Raw genomic sequence first — 17,983 nt, 5'->3', positions numbered from 1 at the left:
TGATCAGCGCGGTGGTGACCGGGCTGGTCGTCATTCTCGCGGTGCTGGCCTTCGTCCTCGTCCGCGGAACGTCCCACCCCGAACGCCCGGACCTCAGCCCGGTCAAGGTCACCCCCACTGCCACGGTCACGGACGGAACCGGCGATCCGAACGGAACGGGGTCCGCGCAGGGTTCCGGCGCCCCCGACGGCAGCGCTGGTGATTCCAGCGGTTCTCGGGACGGGGGGCAGACACCTGACGGCAGCGGATCGGGGGGTGACGCCTCGGCGAAGGGACGGGGCGAACTCCAGCACTCCTACGAACCGGCACCGAACCCGCCCCGGGAGGTGCCCTCCGACGGCGACGATGACGACGACGGCGCCGGCGACGACGGCGACGATGATGACGACGATGACGGCGGTGACGATGACGACGACTGATCGTCGCATCCGGCTCACCGTCGAGAACCGTCTGACGATCGCGGTCACCCTCCTCTCCGTGCTCGCTCTGACGATCGTCGGCCTCGTCCTCTACTCGGTGGAGTCGAACAACGTCTCCAACCGCCTGTCCGCGTCGATGTCACAGGAGATCGCCGAGATGCGCGCCTTCGCGCAGACCGGCGTCGACCCGGAGACCGGCCAGCCCTTCACCTCGGTCGACCAGATGCTCGGGCAGTTCCTCGCCCAGAACCAGCCTGACGCCCACGAAGCGCTCTTCGCGTTCCTCAGCGACGGGCGCGTCCTCTACCAGGGAGAACCGAACACCCTCATCCGCGGCTCGCGCTCGCTCGAAGACGCCGTCGAAGCCGAATCCGACCAGGGAGGTGAGTTCTCGCTGCGGATCGACGGCAACGAGTACATCGGCTACGTGCTTCCCGTCTCCGCCATCACCTCGGCGCCTGGGGATGCCACCTCAGCGTCGCCGACCCCGCTGGAGCAGCAGGCGGACCGGGGCAGTGACCGAGGCGGGGAGCCGGGAGAGGAGGACGCGCGCGGTGCCTTCGTCGTCGTCACCAACGCATCGGACAGCCGGGCCGACCTCACCCAGGTCATGCAGCTCTACGTCGTCGTCGCCCTGCTCGCTACCCTCATCATCTCCGGTATCTCCTCCGTGCTCGCCCGTCGTCTGCTCTCCCCGGTCACCGAACTGCGACAGACCGCCCAGTCGATCTCCGCCGGTGATCTCAGCAGCCGGATCGAGACCCGCGGCAGCGACGACATCGCCGAACTCGGCCGCACCTTCAACGCGATGCTCGACCGGCTCGAATCCTCGTTCGCGACGCAGCGGCAGTTCCTCGACGACGTCGGCCATGAGCTGCGCACGCCGCTGACCATCCTCAGCGGCCACCTCGAGACGATGAACGCCGCCGACATCGACGACGTCGACGAGACCCGGGCGCTCCTCCTCGACGAGACAGACCGGATGACCCGCCTCGTCGAAGAGCTCCTCGTCCTCGCCCGCTCCCGTCGCCCCGACTTCGTGTGCCCCGGCAGCGTCGACATCCCGGCCCTGCTCCACCATGTCCTCGCGAAGGCGACGGGGCTGGCGTCGCGGGACTGGCAGGTCGACGTCCCCGAGTCGTTCGTCCTCCGTGCCGACCGCCAACGCCTCACCCAGGCGCTGCTCCAGCTCGCCGCGAACGCCGTCAACCACACCGAGGAGGGCGGGACGATCACCTTCGGTGCCACGGAGGACGCGACCCACGTCCACCTGTGGGTACGCGACGACGGCCCAGGAGTCCCGCCGGAGATCGCGACTGACATCTTCGAACGCTTCACCCGCGGATCCACCGAGGGCAGCGGCTTCGGACTCGGACTCTCGATCGTCGGTGCCATCGCCGAAGCCCACGGCGGCACCATCGTCCTCGACCCGACCGAGGTCGCGCCCAGTTCCGCATGATCCTGCCGAAAGGACACCAGTGAAGAGCATTCTCGTAGTCGAGGACGAGGACCGGATCTCGTCCTTCATCGCCAAGGGCCTCGGGGCCGCCGGGTTCACCACGGAGATCGCCGCTGACGGCATCACCGGCCGCGATCTCGCGATCACCGGTGACTTCGACCTCCTCGTCCTCGACATCGGCCTGCCCAGCCTCGACGGCTTCAGCGTCCTCGAACAGCTGCGCGAACAGCGGCCCTCCCTGCCGGTGCTCGTCCTCACCGCTCGCGACAACGCCGAGGACACGATCTACGCCCTCGAGTCCGGCGCCGTGGACTACATGATCAAGCCCTTCCGCTTCGGTGAGCTGCTCGCGCGGATCCGGCTGCGGCTCAAGGAGACCGTCCAGGAGTCTCCGACGACGGAGCTGACCCGCGGCGACGTGCGCATCGACCTGCTCGGACGTCAGGTCTGGGTCAATGAGCGTATCGTCGACCTCTCGGCGCGCGAGCTCTCCCTCGCCGAGATCCTGCTGAGGAACCGCGGCAGTGTGCTCTCCCGCGAACAGCTGCTCTCCCATGTCTGGGGTTTCGACTTCGACCCCGGATCCAACGTCGTCGACGTCTACGTCGGCTACCTCCGCCGCAAACTCGGCAGCGACTTCGTCACGACCGTCCGCGGATTCGGTTACCGCGTCGACTGAGCACGACCTGGCGCGCCGACTGTGCGGGCCACGACAGCTGACCGCCCGCCGCCGATGGCAACCCGCGCGCAGCCGGGGTCGAACACGAACAAGCGAACCTGTCGGGTCGGGCGCACATGAGAGTTCTCTCATCCCCGTCTTACCTGGGGCTTAATCTTCGCGGCCAAGCTGAGTGGTATGACAGAGAATCTGAGTATCGCGCTCTTCTCCCATGACTCCCTGGGGCTGGGCCACATCCGCCGCAACCGGGCGCTCGCCTTCGCTCTCGCCGCGCAGCTGCCCGAACTCACCGGTCGACCGGTGAGCGGCCTCCTCATAGCCGGCAGCCCCGAAGCCGCCCGCTTCGACCTGCCGACCGGATGGGATTGGATGATCCTGCCGGGAGTCACCCCCGCGAACGGCGGATATGCTCCCCGCGCGCTCGCCTCGACGATGGAGGGACTGCGCAGCCTGCGATCCGCAGCGATCACCGCCGTCCTCGACCAGCAGCAGCCCGACCTCTTCATCGTCGACCGGCACCCCTTCGGCATCGACGGCGAACTCGCCGAGGCGCTCGACCGCTGCCGCGTCCACGGGACCCGCACGGTCCTCGGGCTCCGGGAGGTCCTCGACGACCCGGCGGTCATCGCCGGCGAGTGGGACCGTGTGGGCGGCCCCGACGCCGTGGCCCGAGCGTTCGACGAGGTGTGGGTCTACGGCGATCCCGAGGTCTACGACCCCCGCGCCACCGGCGAAGTGCCGGCCGAACTGGCTCGCCTCACCCGGATGACCGGATACCTCTCGCTGGCCCGCCGCGAACCCTCGACGCCCGTCCCCGCGGACGATCCCGCACTCACGGATGCCGCGCCCTTCGTCCTCACCTGCCTCGGCGGGGGCTCCGACGGTGCCGCCCTCGCCGAGCGCGCGATCCTCGCCGCCCCACCCGCAGGCCTCCGCCACCTCGTCGTCGTCGGCCCGCAGATGGCGACCGCCGAGGTCGACCGCCTCACCGCCCTCGCCCCCGTCGGCACCTCCGTGGTCCGGCACAGCCCGGACATGCCCGGCCTCATCGCCCGCGCCGAGGCTCTTGTGTGCATGGGCGGATACAACACGATGGCCGAGGTCATGGCGACCCGGACCCCTGTCCTCGTCATCCCCCGCGTCGGCCACCGCCAGGAGCAGCCGCGGCGCGCCGCAGCCCTGACCGCCGCCGGTGCCCTTGACTCCGCACCCCTGACCGAGGCGACCCCGGAGTTCCTCCGCGACTGGTTCGGCTTCCGGGCCGGGTCCGAGGTCTCCCGCGATCACATCGACCGCGACGGCCTGCGCCGGGTCCCAGTCCTCGCCGCCGAGCTCCTCTCGACCGCAGGCACCCTCCCGTTCGCTCCCGCCCGCCCGACCACCCTCACCGAGGAGGCCCGCTGTGCCGTCTGAGACCGTCCCCAGCCAGGTCCCGCCTCGGCGGGCCTATGTCCTCAAGATGTATCCCCGGTTCTCCGAGACCTTCATCGTCTCCGAGATCCTCGCCCGCGAGGCGGCGGGGGAGGACATCGTCATCTTCTCCCTGCGCCCGTGCACCGACGCTCGGTTCCACCCGGAGCTCGCCCGGGTCCAGGCCCCGGTCATCCACGTCCCCCGCCCCTCGAGCGCCCACGGATTCTGGCAGCTGTGGCAGGAGGCGGCAGCGGACCCGGTGCTCGCTGACGGGACGGCCGAGAACCTCGGCGACCTCGTCGGACTCGACCACGACGACGCCGCGCAGTCGCTGGCCGTCGCCCGGCTCGCCCGCGAGCACGGCATCACCCACCTCCACGCGCACTTCGCCTCGGTGGCGACGACCGTGGCCCGCGCCGCATCCCTGCTCACGGGGATCCCGTACTCGTTCACCACGCACGCGAAGGACATCTTCCACGACAGCGTCGTCACCGCCGACCTCGCCCGGAAGACCGCCGACGCCGACCACGTCGTCGCGATCAGCGACTTCAACCGGGACTATCTGCGCCGGCGCCTCGGACCGGTCCTTGCCGAGCGGATCCACGTCGTGCGCAACGGACTCGAACTCGACCGCTTCCCCTACCGTCCGCGGCGCCCCGCAGGCGGGGTCGCGCGACTGCTCGCCGTCGGCCGCCTCGTCGAGAAGAAGGGTTTCACCCACCTCCTCCCCGCCCTCGCACTCCTCCGGAAGTCCGGGCGGGACGTTCGACTCGACCTCGTCGGCACCGGCCCGCTCGAGGCGGAGCTGCACGAGCAGATCACCGAGCTCGGCCTCGCCGACATCGTGACGATGCACGGGGCACTGACCCAGCGGGAGGTCACAGCGATGATCGATGACCACACCGCCCTCGTCGCGCCGTTCGTCCCCGGCTCCGACGGCAACGTCGACGGTCTGCCCACCGTCCTCCTCGAGGGCATGGCCGCGGGCATCCCCTGCGTGGCCGGCAGCGTCACCGCCGTGCCCGAGATCGTCATCGACGGGCGGACCGGCTGGCTCGTCGACGGCACCGACCCGGATGCCATCGCCTCCGCCGTCGCCGAGGTGATCGGCCTGACCGCCCATGATCCGCAGTCCCTGCGCCGGATCACCGATGCCGCGCGCGACCGCGTCGCCGACCTCCACGACTCCCGGCGGCAGGCCCGGGCGCTCGCGGATCTCATCGACCGGCCCGCTGACGATGTCGACCAGCCGCTCGAGGAACTCGAGGTCGCCTCATGAGAATCGCCTACGTCCTCCTCGACCCCGGCATCGGGATCTTCGGCACCAAGGGTGCCAGCGTCCACGCCCAAGAGGTCATCCGCAGCTTCCGCGCGCTCGGCCACGAGGTCACCGTGTTCTGCACCCGCACCGATGACGCGGTGCCCGCCGACCTCGCCGACCTCGACGTCGTCCGCCTCGAGCTGCCCGCAGGGCTCGAGCGCGGCGGCCGGGAGATCGCCCTCCTGCGGGTCTCCGACCTCCTCGCCGACCTCGTGGCCGGCGAGCACACAGGCATCGACGTCGTCTACGAGCGGTACTCCCTCTTCTCGACGGCCGGGGCGAGGATCAGCGAGCACCTCGGCGTGCCGCTGCTCCTCGAAGTCAACGCTCCGCTCATCGATGAACAGCGCACGCACCGCGGACTCGTCCACGACGATCATGCGGTCAGGGCCACGGCCGTGAGCTTCGGGCAGGCGGCACGGCTCGTGTGCGTGAGCGAGGCCGTCGCCGAGTGGGTCCACCGCGACTACCCGGGGCTCGACGATGTCGCCGTCGTGCCCAACGGCGTCAACACCGACCGCATCGTCCCCGGCACGCGCGGCCCAGGCGACCAGGCACCCGATGCTCCTGTGCACATCGGCTTCGTCGGCACCCTCAAACCCTGGCACGGCACCGACCGGCTGCTGCGTGCGGCCGCCGGACTGCGCGGGGCCTTCCACCTCGACATCGTGGGCCACGGTCCCGAAGCCGAAGCGCTCGCACGCCTCGCCGACGACCTCGACCTGGGGGAGCGGGTGACCTTCCACGGCGCCGTCGCCCCCGCCGACGTCCCGGCCCACCTGCGCGGATTCGACATCGCATCCGCCCCCTACCCGGGCGGGCCGAACTACTTCTCCCCGCTCAAGGTCTATGAGTACATGGCCGCGGGCCTGCCCACCGTCGCCTCGGCGGTCGGGGCCCTGCCCGACCTCATCGCCGGCACCGGGACCGGGCTCCTCGTCCCGCCCGACGACCTCGCCGCCCTCACCGAGGCGCTCCAATCGCTCATCGACGACCCCGCCCTGCGCACCCGCATGGGTGAGGCCGCCCGCGCCGAGGCGCTGGCCCGGCACTCGTGGACGAGCCGGTGCCGCGACATCCTCGACCCCGTCCTCCTGGAGACAGCATGACGACGAGCCCGACCCGCCCCACCCCGAGCGCCCTGCGACGGACGCTGCGGATCATCACCCCGCACCTCGGCGGCCACACGTGGCTGATCATCGCAGGCCTCCTCGCCCTGCTCGCCGACGTCGTCTTCCGCATCCTCGAACCGTGGCCGATCAAGATCGCCGTCGACGCCGTCACCGCAGCCCTCGGGGCGAACATCGACGCGAGCTTCGACCTCGGGACGGGGGTCGCGACGACGCTCGCAGCCGCGGCGATCGGCCTCGCCGTCATCGTCGCCGGACGGGCCGTGACCAACTACGCCTCGACGATCTGCTTCGCCCTCGTCGGCGCGCGGGTCGCCACCCAGCTGCGCACCCGGGTCTTCGACCACATCCAGGCGCTGTCGCTGAAGTACCATTCGCGCGCCTCGATCGGCGACACCTCGCAGCGGCTCGTCGGTGACATCGGCCGCCTCCAGGAGGTCGCCGTCACCGCGGGCCTGCCCCTGCTCGGCAACATCATCACGCTCGCCGTGCTCCTCGTCGTCATGGTCGTCCTCGACCCCGTGCTCAGCGCGATCGTCCTCGCCACAGCCGTCGTCTACGGTGTGCTCTCCCGGGTCTCGACGCCGAAGATCACGACCGCCTCCCGCTCGACCCGCAAGGGGGAGGGCCGCCTCGTCGGGTCCGCCGCCGAGGCGCTCGGGGCGATCCGCGTCGTCCAGGCCTACGGACTCGAACGCACCGTCGCCGCCGACTTCGCCGACGGCAACGAACGGGCCCTGCGGGCCGGGGTGCGTGCCCGCCGCCTCGCCGCCGGCCTCGAACGCTCGACCGATGTCCTCGTCGGCATCTCCCAGGCCCTCGTCCTCGCATTCGGCAGCTTCCAGGTGCTCCGCGGGGCGATGACCCCCGGCGACCTCGTCCTCTTCCTCCTCTACCTCAAGATCGCGATGAAGCCGCTGCGGGACATGGCGAAGTACACCGGACGCATCGCCCGCGCCACCGCCTCGGGGGAGCGGATCGCCGACCTCCTCGACGAACCGATCGAGATCGCCGACCGCCCCGGAGCGGTGGCGATGGGACCGGTGCGCGGCGACGTCGTCTTCGACGGCATCCGCTCCCGCGACGGGCACGGCCGGCCGCTCTTCGACGGCCTCGACCTCCTCATCCCCGCCGGTCAGAGGATCGGGATCCTCGGCGCCTCGGGGGCAGGCAAATCGACCCTGACGAGCTACCTGCTCCGCCTCGCCCAACCCGAGGAGGGACGCATCTACCTCGACGGCTACGACACCGGCAACGTCACCCGCGCCTCCCTGCGCGGCAGCGTCTCCGTCCTCCTCCAGGAGTCCGTCCTCTTCGCGGCGACCGTGCGGGAGAACATCCGGTACGGCCGCCTCGACGCCACCGACGCCGAGGTGGAGGCCGCCGCCCGCGCCGCCCGTGCCGACGAGTTCATCCGTGCCCTTCCCGAGGGCTACGACACCGTGCTCGGCAACCGCGGGGACACGCTCTCCGGCGGGCAGAGGCAGCGTCTGGCGATCGCCAGGGCCCTCGTCCGCTCCGCCCCGGTCGTCGTCTTCGACGAGGCGAGCACCGGGCTCGACCCGCGCACCCGAGCGCAGGTCACCGAGTCCCTGTGGGCGCTCACCGAAGGCCGCACCGGGATCGTCATCACCCACGACGTCGCCATGGTCAGAGGCCTTGACCGGGTCGTGTGGCTCGAGGACGGGCGGATCGTCGAAGACGGCTCTCCCCAGGATCTCGCAGCCGACCCGACGAGCCGCGTTGCCCAGTGGATGAGCGACCAGGCCGAGGACACCGTGAGCGCCGGGGTGTCGCAGGAGCCCGTCGCCGAGGCGGCCCCCGTCGCTGAGGCGGCCGCCGTCGACACTGCTGCCGACGACGCAGCCGCAGACGACGCGTCCCGCACCGCCGTGGGAATGGGAGCCGCCCGATGACGGCAGTCGAGTCGACCGTGACCATTGCGACAGCTCCGACGGCGAACGGTTCTGCCTCCGGAACGACCCCCGACTTCGGTGTGCCCTTCCTCGCCGACCTCCGCTCGCCCGGGGCCCTGAGCGCGCACCTCGGCTTCCCCGTGGAACCCGTGCGGATCCGGATCAAACCCGGCCGCAGCGCGATCGTCGCCTGGCGGCGGCCAGGGGTCGACCACCTCGGAGGGTGGGGGTGGACCGCGGTGATGGCCGATCCCGACAAACTCGCCAACCTCCGTCGGCGTGCGGCGCGGGTGGGGGAGACCGTGCTCGACCACGCGGTGAGCGACACCGGGTTCGTCCTGCTCAGCGGGGGAGTGCGCGCCGATCCGAAGCTCGCCCGGCCCCTCGTCGCGGCTGCGACGACCCTCGACCTCGACTCGTGCACGGTCGTCGGCTGCAACCCCGGCCGCCGGGTGCTGCTGCGCGCTCCCGACCGCGGTGCCGAGTTCGTTCGGATCGGCACCGGCTCCCTCTCTGCCATGGTCGCCGTATCCGAGCAGTGGCTGAGATGGGGCCTGCCGACCCTTCCCGTCCACCGCCTCGGCGAGCAGGAGAGCGCCGTGCGCACGCCCTGGTGGGGCAGTGGGGACCTCAACGGGAATCCGGATCCCACCCTCGCCGAGGCGGTCGGAGAGTCGATCGCCCACCTCCATGCGCACGGTGCCGGGGAGGTAACCCATGTTGAGATCGGTGCCGAGCCGCTTGCGATGCTCGCCGACGCCGAGCGCGCATTGTCGCGTCTCCTCGGCGAGGACGGACGAGTCGCCGAGCTGACGCGTCGGATCGGCGAGCGGCTCGAATCCGCGGGAGTCCTCCGCGGCAATCGGGCGATCCACGGCGATCTCAGCCCTGACCAGGTGCTCGTCGGCGACGGCGACCCGCGGATCATCGATCTCGACCGGGCCGGGGTCGGACCGACCGGTATGGACCTCGGCCGGTGGACCGCCGCGTGCCGGCTCCGCGAGGACGGACACGGCCCGGGCCTCGAAGCGGGCTTCCTCCGCGGGTACGACCGCGCAGGCGGCTTCACGATGCGCGCCGAGTCAGCCGGGGTCGCGGGTCCGACCGCTGCCGGGGCACTCGAGGCATGGACGGCCTGGGCACTGCTCGTCACCGCGATCGAACCGTGGCGATCGTGCCGCGCCGACTGGCGGGAGCACACCGACCGGCACCTCGTGCTTGTAGAGGAGGCACTCGGCTCAGGATCCGGTCGTAGCGGTCGCCGGTCAGCTTTCGCTGACGCTGACGCCGGCACCGACTCCGGCTGCGGCGCGGACTCCGGCTCCGGCACGGACGCCGACTCCGGCACCAGCGCGGGCACCGACGCCGACGATGCCGCCGACGCCGACTCCGGCACTAGCGCGGGCACCGACGCCGACTCCAGCTCCGATACCAGCTCTGGCATTGGCGCGGGCGGTCAGATCCCGTCGACAGTGCGCATCGAGGGTGCAGAGGCACGGGTGCGGCGGGCGTGGCCGGCGAAGAAGGGGCGGATCGCCTTCGAGGCGATCGTCGATGGTGGGCTGCGCGCGGGATACCTCGATGGGGTCTCACCCCCAGGGGTGCACCAGGTGACCATGCTCCCTGCAGGGCACGATCCGGAGCTTCCGGGACTCGCACGTCTCCTCCGTGAAGGGGCAGCCCGGGTGGTCTCGCATCGGCCCGGCCGCCGCGCCGTCGTCGCTCTCGCCGACGGCACCTTCGCCAAGTGCGTGCGCGAGGGCAGAGCTGCGGCCATCCTCGCCGGTCAGGACCGCGCAGCTGCCTTCGCCGCAGGGTTCACCCTCCCCACGGTCCTCGACTCCGACGACTCGACCGTGCGCCTGTCTCGAGTCCCAGGACTCGACCTCCATGATCCCGCCGGCTCGGGGAGGACTGGGCGCGCGCCTGGACGGCCTGCCTCGACGCGTGGGTTCGGGCCGGCAGTGCGCCCGACGGCGGCTCCTTCGCCCCGGATGCTCCAGAGCACACCGCGGCGGACGAAGCCCGCGTGCTCGAGGACTGGCGCGACCGGGCCGACGACCACCTCGGCGCGCTCACGGCCGGACTCGATCCGCTCCTCGCCGCGGTCACCGGCGAGCTGCGCGCGAACGCCGGGACCGTTTCAACCTCAGCGGGTGACCACGTCTCTTCTGTGTTCGGCGGTCGCAGGCCCGGGACCTGGGGTCCCCTCCACCGCGACCTCCACGACAAGCAGCTGATGTGGGACGCCGAGGCGGGGCCGGGACTGCTCGACGTCGACACGGCGTGCGCGGGGGAGCGGGAGCTCGACCTCGGCAATCTCCGTGCGCACGCCCGGTGGCGGCGAGAACAGGGGATCTGGTCTCCGGCTCAGACCGACGTCGTGCTCACGGCGATCGCGGACGCCGCCTCGGCGAGCGGGTGCGATCCGGATCGGGTGCGGCTCTTCGAACGCGCCTCCCTGCTCCGCCTCGTCTGCGTCTACGCGTTCCGACCGCAGTGGTCGGGCCGGACGGGAGCGCTCCTCGACGCGGCGGACTGATCGGATGGGGACGGGCCTGGCTCAGCTCTGCGTGCTCCGACGGGCGTCTCCCCAGATGTCGACGCCGGAGTCGACGGCGAAGTCGTCGATCGCGGAGAGCTCGTCGTCGGTGAACGGCGCGGAGTCGAGGGCGGCGACGTTGTTCTCGAGCTGGTCGACGCGGCTCGCGCCGATGACGAGGGAGGAGACCCTGGGATCGCGCAGCGCCCAAGCGAGCGCCATCTGGGCGAGTGACTGGCCGCGGGCGGCGGCGATCTCACCGAGTCCGCGGATCCGGGCGAGGTTGTCCTCGGAGAGGAACCCGTCCTTGAACGACGGAGTGTCCTTGCCGGCCCGCGAGTCCTCGGGCACTCCGCCGAGGTATCTGTCCGTGAGCAGGCCCTGGGCGAGCGGGGAGAACGCGATGACGCCGAGTCCGTGCTCGGTGGTGGTGTCGAGGAGACCGTCGTCCTCGATCCAGCGGTTGAGCATCGAGTACGAGGGCTGGTGGATGAGCAGCGGGGTGCCGAGGTCGTCGGCGATCTGAGCGGCGCGGGCGGTGTCGGCGGCCGAATACGAGGAGATGCCTGCGTAGAGGGCGCGCCCCGAGCGCACGGCGGTGTCGAGCGCGCCGATGGTCTCCTCCAGCGGAGTCGAGGCGTCCGGGCGGTGGGAGTAGAAGATGTCGACGTAGTCGAGGCCGAGGCGGGCGAGCGACGCGTCGAGGCTCGAGAGCAGGTACTTCCGGCTGCCGCCGGGTCCGCCGTAGGGGCCGGGGTGCATGGCCCAGCCGGCCTTCGTCGAGATGATGAGCTCATCGCGGTAGGGGCCGAGGTCCTCGCGCAGCTGCCGGCCGAAGTTGATCTCGGCCGATCCGGCAGGCGGGCCGTAGTTGTTCGCGAGGTCGAAGTGGGTGATGCCGAGGTCGAAGGCGCGGCGGACCAAGTCGCGCTGGGTCTGGAAGGCGACATCGTCGCCGAAGTTGTGCCACATGCCCAGCGACAGTGCCGGCAGGACGAGACCGGATCGGCCCACCCTGCGGTAGGTCATCGAGTCGTAGCGGTTCTCGGCAGCGGCGTACACGGAGTCTCCCCTCAGCAGGCGAACGGTGGCTTCGTTCAGCTTAGGTCACTGCGGCTGATCAGCCGTGATGCCTGCCTCCGCGGCGAAGTTGCTGATCCGTGCGGCGAGCTTGAGGTCGCGGTCGGTCACGGCACCGGTGTCGTGGCTCGTCAGGGTGATCTCGACGCTCGGGTAGGTGAGCGTGATGTCCGGGTGGTGGTTGGCCGCTTCGGCGGCGGCACCGACCCGGTTGACGAACTCGAGTCCGGTGGCGAAGTCTCCCGTGGCGTAGGTGGCGACGATCGTGTCGTCGGCGCTGTGCCAGTCGCTCAGCCCCGCGGCCTCGAGGGCGTCGGTGAGTGTCTCTCCGGTGTATTCAGTCATGTCACCATGCTAGGAACTGGCGTCTCCCACGGGAACCCCTCGCGACGAATGCGTGCGCTCAGCCGCGCGGTTCGCATCCGCATCCCGGCCATCCGCGCGGTTGCGATCCATATGCTGCGGATCGATCCATGCCACGCGGATCGGAACCGAGCGGTTGCCGACCCGCCGCAACCCCGCCCTCAGCCTGACGGACGGGTGCTTTTCGCGCGATGGCGGCGCACGGCATCGCGATTGGCGCACCGGACCGAGCAGTACCGTTGACGGCCGCCGCGCGTGACGTCGACGACGACGTTCGCACACGGGTCGCCCGGAGACAGCCCCGCCGCACACCTGCCGAGACGGTGCATGCCGCGCGTCGTGAGGTGGAGGGCGGTGCCGACGCAGATGACGGCCCGCAGCACGTGGGCCAGCGACTGATCGGCATCACGGTAGTGCAGGTGCCAGCCCTCGTCGTCATGGTCGACGAGCCGCGGGAATGCCGCCGCGCTCGCCATGATCGCGTTGAGCAGCTCCGCGCGGGCTTCCGGGCTCTCGGCATCGACGACCCTCAGCCATTCGTCGATGACGGCGCGAGTGTCGCCGAGGTCGGTCGGTGTCGGCGTGAATCCCATCGTCATCCCGAATTCCCGAGTCCGTGCTTCGATTCCGGCGCGGTCGCCTGGCCAGTCGTTGGCCAGCGAGGCTGCGAGGAGAACGGCGTACTCACCGTAAGGGTTGAGTTGCATAGGACCATTACACCAGGCTGGAGTCATGGAAGCCAGGACAGAGCAGACGACCACACGGAACCCGTCCCCGAACGGAGACGCCGACGCTTGCGAACACGGCTGGCTGACGGAGTCATGCCATCGGGTCTCGACGGGGACGGTCGCCTACGTCCGGTGTGCACGCTGCGGTCGCCGGCGGGTCGACCACCTCGGCGAGGATGCCCGCGTCCCGACCGCCCTCTCGCGCTCGGTCAGGTGACCGCGCGGGTCGCATCCGCATCCCGGCCATCCGCGCGGTTACGATCCACACGCTGCGGATCGATCCATGCCCTGCGGATCGAAGCCGAGCGGTTGCCGACCCGACCGCAACCTCGCCTGCAAGAATTAGACCAGTGGTCTTGAAATCGGATGTGACTTGTGCCTCAATGGGGAGGTGACGAAATTCCATTCGATCCGCGACCAGCTCCTCGATCGCCTCGAGGGCATGGCCGCCGGGGAGCAGTTCCCGCCCGAGCGCCAGCTCGCCGAGCAGCTCGGGATCTCCCGGATGACTCTGCGCCGCGCGATCGACGAACTTGTCGCCCAGGGCGTCGTGCGCCGGCGCCACGGCGCGGGGGTCTTCGCCCTCGGCCCGAAGTTCGACCAGCCGCTGGCCGCGAGCTCGTTCACCGAGGACATGCTCGCCCGCGGACTCACTCCCGGCTCGCACGTCCTCGGCTTCGACCGCGGCCCGGCCGGGGCGCATATCGCCCGGAAGCTCCACCTCGGCGAGGACGACGAGGTCGTGACGATCCTCCGCCTCCGCCTCGCCGACGCGGAGCCGATCGCCCTCGAGGAGCTCCACATCCCCGCCGCCCGCGTCCCCGGCCTCACCGCCGATGACCTCGAGGACAGCTCGTTCTACGAGCTGCTGGGCACCCGCTTCGGCATCGAGCTCGCCCACAGCGTGCAGACGATCGAACCGACCCTCCTCGACGCCGACGAGTCCGCCCACCTCGCGGCTCCACTGCAGGCTCCGGCGCTCCTCTTCGAGCGGATCTCGCGCTGCGCCGACGACGTTCCCTTCGAGTTCGTCCGTTCGGTCTACCGCGGTGACCGCTACAAGGTCCGCACCGAACTCACCGTCCCCGTCCGACCACCCCGCCCCGAAGGCAGCCCCGCAGCCCGCCCCGCCAGCGCGCGCCGAGGCCCGCCCCGCAGCCCGCCCTGCAACCCCCACCCCTGCAAGCGGTGACCGGGCATGATCATCGCCGGGCTGATGACGGGAACCTCGGCCGACGCCCTCGACGTCGCCCTCGCCGAGTTCGTCCACGACCCGTCCGCGGACGAGCTCGGGGTGCGCCTCCTCGCCGGCGAGGAGATGCCCTTCGACCCTGCCCTGCGCACCGACATCCTCCGCCTCCTCGAACCCGTCGAGCTGCCGCTCTCCCTCGTCAGCGACGTCGACGGTCGCCTCGGCCGCTTCAGCGCCGAGGCGCTCGCCCAGGTGTGTGCGAACGTCGGGCCGTCCCCGACCTCGTCGTCTCCCACGGCCAGACCGTGCGCCACGACATCGCCGAGGCGCGGGTGACCTCGACCCTCCAACTCGGCCAGCCCGCGTGGATCGCCGAGACCCTCGGCGTCCCCGTCCTCTCCGACGTCCGCTCCCGCGACATCGCCGCCGGCGGGCAGGGAGCCCCGCTCGTCGGGATCCTCGACGCCATGCTGCTCACCGATGCGGATACCCCGACCGCGCTGCTCAACCTCGGCGGGATCGCCAACGTCACCGTCATCGCCCCGGACCAAGACCCGTTCGCCTTCGACACGGGTCCCGCGAACGCCCTCATCGACGTCCTCGCCCGCCGGATCACCTACGGTGCGCAGTCCTGCGACGTCGACGGGGAGCTCGCCGCCCGCGGAAGGGTCGACGCGGCACTGCTGAGCGACCTCCTCGGCGAACCCTATTACCGGCTGCCCGCCCCGAAGTCGACGGGCAAGGAGCACTTCCATGCCGCTTACCTCGACCGATACCTCGCCGACCATCCTCGGCTGAGCGAAGTCGACGCGATCGCCACGGTCACCGCGCTCACCGCCCGCACGATCGCCGAGGCGGTCCGTCCCCACGGCGTCACCGCGGTCATCGCCTCCGGGGGTGGGACCCGGAACCCGACGCTCATGCGTGCCCTGCGCGCCGAGCTCGGAGAGACGGTCACCCTCGAGACGACGGACGCGGCCCTCGGCCTGCCCGAGGGGTCGAAGGAGGCCGTGCTCATGGCGCTCATCGGCTGGCTGAGCTGGCACGGCCTGCCCTCGACCGAGCCGAGCCTCACGGGCGCCGCCCGCCCGACCATCGCCGGACGGCTGAGCCCGGGGTGGAGGCCCCTGCGGCTGCCCGCGCCCCTGGAGCGCCGGCCCCGCCGGCTGCGAATCCTCGGCGGGCCGCCGCACGACCCGCCCTCGCCCGACGCGAACCCCACCTGAGCCGACCCCCACCGACGCGAATCCCACCGAAGGAGCACCGACCATGCAGATGATCGACCTCCTGGTGATCGTCGCCTACCTCGTCGCCACCGCCTGGCTCGGCCTCAAGCTGAGCGGGAAGCAGAGCGGACTGAGGGACTACTTCCTCGGCGGACGGGATCTGCCCTGGTGGGCGGTGTGCCTGTCCGTCGTCGCGACCGAGACGAGCGCACTCACCGTCATCGGTATCCCCGTGATGAGCTACCTCGGCGACATCTCCTACCTTCAGCTCGCGCTCGGCTACATCGTCGGGCGCATCATCGTCGCCTTCCTCATGCTTCCCCGCTACTACGACGGCGAGATGATCACCGCCTATGCCTACCTCGGCAAGCGCTTCGGCCAGTCGACGCAGACCACGGCGGGCATCACCTTCCTCTTCACCCGCCTGCTCGCCGACGGCATCCGCGTCCTCGCCGCAGCGATCCCGCTCAAGGTCATCCTCGACGGCCTCGGCGTCCACACGTCCTACTTCGTCATCATCGTCGTCCTCGCGCTCGTGACGATCGTCTACACGTTCATCGGCGGGATCAAGGCCGTCGTCTGGGTCGACGTCGCCCAGATGGTCCTCTACGTCCTCGGCGGGGTCCTCGCGATCGTCGTCATCACCGCGAGCGTCGGCGGAGGATGGCTCGCCGAGGCGGCCGCCGCCGGAAAGCTGCAGATGTTCGTCTTCGAGGGCAACCCGATCAACGCGGCCGGATCGTTCATCCCCTCGTTCGTCGGCGGCGCCGTGTTCGCGATGGCCTCCCACGGTTCCGACCAGATCATCGTCCAGCGGCTCCTGTCGTGCCGGACGAAGGCCGACGCGCAGAAGGCGCTCATCGTCTCCGGCTTCGTCGTCTTCGTCCAGTTCGCGATCTTCCTCGCCGTCGGACTCGCCCTGTGGGCCTACTACGACCAGGCCCTGCCCGCCGACCTCGGGCTCACCCGCGACGACGAGATCTTCCCCCTCTTCATCATCGAGGGCCTCCCGCCGGGGATCTCCGGCCTCCTCCTCGCAGGCATCCTCGCCGCCGCGATGTCGACCCTGTCGTCCTCGCTCTCGGCCCTGTCGTCCTCGACCGTCACCGACGTCTGGGCCCGGTTCAGGCGGACCCCGCTCACCGACGCAGGGGGCCTCAGGGTCGGCCGCTGGGCGACGATCGCATGGGGGATCGCGTTCATCCTGCCGGCCACGGTCTTCGAATCCGACTCCGGCAACATCGTCATCCTCGCCCTCGGCATCGCCGGCATCACCTACGGCGGCCTCCTCGGCGCGTTCGTCTTCGGCATGGTCAACAAGCGCGCGACCGCCGTCGATGCGAACATCGCCTTCGTCCTCGCCATCGCCGTCAACGCGTACTTCTTCATCATGGAGAAGTACGTCACCGGTGAGATCTGGGTGGCCTGGCAGTGGTACCCGCTCCTCGGCGTCATCGTCATGGTCGTCGTCGGCGGGCTGCTCTCCATGCGCCACCCGTCCGCCCCTGCCCGCACCCCCGCCGAGGTGGAAGGAAGCCTCCGTCCATGACCGATCAGTCCCAGCCCGCGCCGTCAGCCGACGCCCGGCCCCGGCTGTCCCCGACAGAACAGCGCAACCCCCGCAGTGCGGGCCTCGACGACCTCGATGCCCTCGGCGTCCTCCGCCTCCTCAACACCGAGGACCGGGTCGTCATCGACGCCGTCGCAGCCGCCCTGCCGCAGCTCGCGGCCCTTGTCGACACCGCCGCCGAGCGGATGCGAGCCGGCGGAACCGTCCACTACTTCGGGGCGGGGACCTCGGGTCGGCTCGGGGTGCTCGACGCGAGCGAGCTCATGCCGACGTTCAACCTCGAACCCGGCCGCGTCGTCGGACACATCGCCGGAGGAGAGCCCGCCCTCGTCAACGCCGTCGAGAACGCCGAGGACTCCCTGACCGACGGACGCACCGCGGGTGCCGCGCTGGGGGAGCGGGACGTCGCGATCGGCATCGCGGCAAGCGGGTCGACGCCCTACGTCCGCGGCGCCCTCGAAGCCGCCCGGGCGAACGGCGCGCACACCGTGCTCATCTCGAACAACCCGCACGCCCCTGTCGCCGATGCGGCCGCCGCCCACATCGTCCTCGACACCGGCCCCGAGGTCGTCACCGGGTCGACCCGGCTCAAGGCCGGCACCGCGCAGAAGCTCGCTCTCAACGGCTTCTCCACCGCCCTCATGGTCGCCCTCGGCCGCACGTGGGAGAACCTCATGGTCTCCGTCGTCGCGACGAACGCGAAGCTGCGCGACCGCACCGTGCGCATCCTCACCGACGCCGCCGACCTCGACGAGGCAGCGGCCCGCGACCTCCTCGCCCGATGCGGCGATGACCTCAAGACGGCGTTGGTCGTCTCCTTCGCCGAGGTGACTCCCGCCGTGGCCGCCGAGCTGCTGAGCACCCAGGACGGTTCGGTGCGGGCGGCGATCGCCGCGGCCGGCCCGACCGGCGGATCGGCTCCGCCCGGCGGCCCGAGTCAGACCG

General features: G+C 71.0%; 17 protein-coding genes. 14 read left to right on the top strand and 3 right to left on the bottom strand.

Going from position 1 to position 17,983, the window contains the following annotated elements:
- Window positions 1–14: 14 nt before the first annotated feature.
- The 9 genes from AC2W7K_RS13895 (at window position 15) to AC2W7K_RS13855 (ending at window position 10,879) form a co-directional block, all read left to right on the top strand.
- Entirely contained in the window at window positions 15–419 is a 405-nt protein-coding gene (locus AC2W7K_RS13895) for a hypothetical protein (protein ID WP_101623480.1), read from the top strand.
- Entirely contained in the window at window positions 346–1,878 is a 1,533-nt protein-coding gene (locus tag AC2W7K_RS13890; protein WP_486006300.1) for a sensor histidine kinase, read from the top strand. The genes AC2W7K_RS13895 and AC2W7K_RS13890 overlap by 74 nt, the downstream gene beginning before the upstream one ends.
- Before the next feature lie 19 nt (window positions 1,879–1,897).
- Window positions 1,898–2,557 carry a response regulator transcription factor gene (locus AC2W7K_RS13885; RefSeq protein ID WP_095376342.1) on the top strand — a complete coding sequence of 220 codons (660 nt, stop codon included), beginning with the start codon at window positions 1,898–1,900 and terminating at the stop codon, window positions 2,555–2,557.
- A 177-nt stretch (window positions 2,558–2,734) separates the two neighbouring features.
- Window positions 2,735–3,970: a glycosyltransferase family protein gene (locus AC2W7K_RS13880; protein ID WP_063251026.1), complete on the top strand. Its 1,236-nt coding sequence runs from the start codon at window positions 2,735–2,737 to the stop codon at window positions 3,968–3,970.
- Entirely contained in the window at window positions 3,960–5,249 is a 1,290-nt protein-coding gene (locus tag AC2W7K_RS13875) for a glycosyltransferase family 4 protein (protein WP_082835046.1), read from the top strand. Before AC2W7K_RS13880 ends, AC2W7K_RS13875 begins: the two co-directional genes overlap by 11 nt.
- On the top strand, window positions 5,246–6,400 hold the full coding sequence (locus AC2W7K_RS13870) for a glycosyltransferase family 4 protein (RefSeq protein WP_095376341.1): 1,155 nt from the start codon (window positions 5,246–5,248) through the stop codon (window positions 6,398–6,400). Before AC2W7K_RS13875 ends, AC2W7K_RS13870 begins: the two co-directional genes overlap by 4 nt.
- Complete coding sequence (locus AC2W7K_RS13865) at window positions 6,397–8,337, top strand: ABC transporter ATP-binding protein (protein WP_095376340.1); 1,941 nt, start codon at window positions 6,397–6,399, stop codon at window positions 8,335–8,337. The genes AC2W7K_RS13870 and AC2W7K_RS13865 overlap by 4 nt, the downstream gene beginning before the upstream one ends.
- A complete protein-coding gene (locus AC2W7K_RS13860) occupies window positions 8,334–10,577 on the top strand; it encodes a phosphotransferase (RefSeq protein ID WP_486006299.1) in 2,244 nt (747 codons plus the stop codon). The genes AC2W7K_RS13865 and AC2W7K_RS13860 overlap by 4 nt, the downstream gene beginning before the upstream one ends.
- Entirely contained in the window at window positions 10,577–10,879 is a 303-nt protein-coding gene (locus AC2W7K_RS13855; RefSeq protein ID WP_486006298.1) for a hypothetical protein, read from the top strand. The genes AC2W7K_RS13860 and AC2W7K_RS13855 overlap by 1 nt, the downstream gene beginning before the upstream one ends.
- Window positions 10,880–10,900: 21 nt before the next feature.
- Here the strand turns inward: AC2W7K_RS13855 and mgrA are convergent, their stop codons facing one another.
- The 3 genes from mgrA to AC2W7K_RS13840 all read right to left on the bottom strand — a co-directional run bounded on the left by mgrA (window position 10,901) and on the right by AC2W7K_RS13840 (window position 13,029).
- Complete coding sequence (gene mgrA / locus AC2W7K_RS13850; protein ID WP_131247899.1) at window positions 10,901–11,941, bottom strand: L-glyceraldehyde 3-phosphate reductase; 1,041 nt, start codon at window positions 11,939–11,941, stop codon at window positions 10,901–10,903.
- Window positions 11,942–11,986: 45 nt separating this feature from the next.
- Window positions 11,987–12,304, bottom strand: coding sequence for a 4a-hydroxytetrahydrobiopterin dehydratase (locus tag AC2W7K_RS13845; protein ID WP_486006297.1), 318 nt, complete (start codon window positions 12,302–12,304; stop codon window positions 11,987–11,989).
- Window positions 12,305–12,483: 179 nt separating this feature from the next.
- The gene (locus AC2W7K_RS13840; RefSeq protein WP_009380992.1) at window positions 12,484–13,029 is read right to left on the bottom strand and encodes a CGNR zinc finger domain-containing protein; all 546 of its coding nucleotides are present in this window, start codon (window positions 13,027–13,029) and stop codon (window positions 12,484–12,486) included.
- A 412-nt stretch (window positions 13,030–13,441) separates the two neighbouring features.
- On the opposite strand from AC2W7K_RS13840, the gene AC2W7K_RS13835 reads away from it, so the two are divergent.
- The 5 genes from AC2W7K_RS13835 to murQ all read left to right on the top strand — a co-directional run.
- The gene (locus AC2W7K_RS13835; RefSeq protein WP_486006296.1) at window positions 13,442–14,242 is read left to right on the top strand and encodes a GntR family transcriptional regulator; all 801 of its coding nucleotides are present in this window, start codon (window positions 13,442–13,444) and stop codon (window positions 14,240–14,242) included.
- A gap of 6 nt (window positions 14,243–14,248) precedes the next feature.
- A complete protein-coding gene (locus tag AC2W7K_RS13830) occupies window positions 14,249–14,578 on the top strand; it encodes an anhydro-N-acetylmuramic acid kinase (protein ID WP_486006295.1) in 330 nt (109 codons plus the stop codon).
- On the top strand, window positions 14,497–15,468 hold the full coding sequence (locus AC2W7K_RS13825) for an anhydro-N-acetylmuramic acid kinase (protein WP_486006294.1): 972 nt from the start codon (window positions 14,497–14,499) through the stop codon (window positions 15,466–15,468). Before AC2W7K_RS13830 ends, AC2W7K_RS13825 begins: the two co-directional genes overlap by 82 nt.
- 43 nt (window positions 15,469–15,511) lie before the next feature.
- On the top strand, window positions 15,512–17,017 hold the full coding sequence (locus AC2W7K_RS13820; RefSeq protein WP_486006293.1) for a sodium:solute symporter: 1,506 nt from the start codon (window positions 15,512–15,514) through the stop codon (window positions 17,015–17,017).
- Window positions 17,014–17,983 (top strand): N-acetylmuramic acid 6-phosphate etherase (murQ, locus tag AC2W7K_RS13815; protein ID WP_486006292.1); only part of this gene is annotated, 970 nt, incomplete at its 3' end. The genes AC2W7K_RS13820 and murQ, both read left to right, overlap by 4 nt.

This window comes from Brevibacterium sp. LAARM2_SD2 (assembly GCF_057364785.1).
The sequence above is the reverse complement of the archived record's forward strand: the minus strand, read 5'-3'. Positions and strand labels throughout refer to the sequence as shown.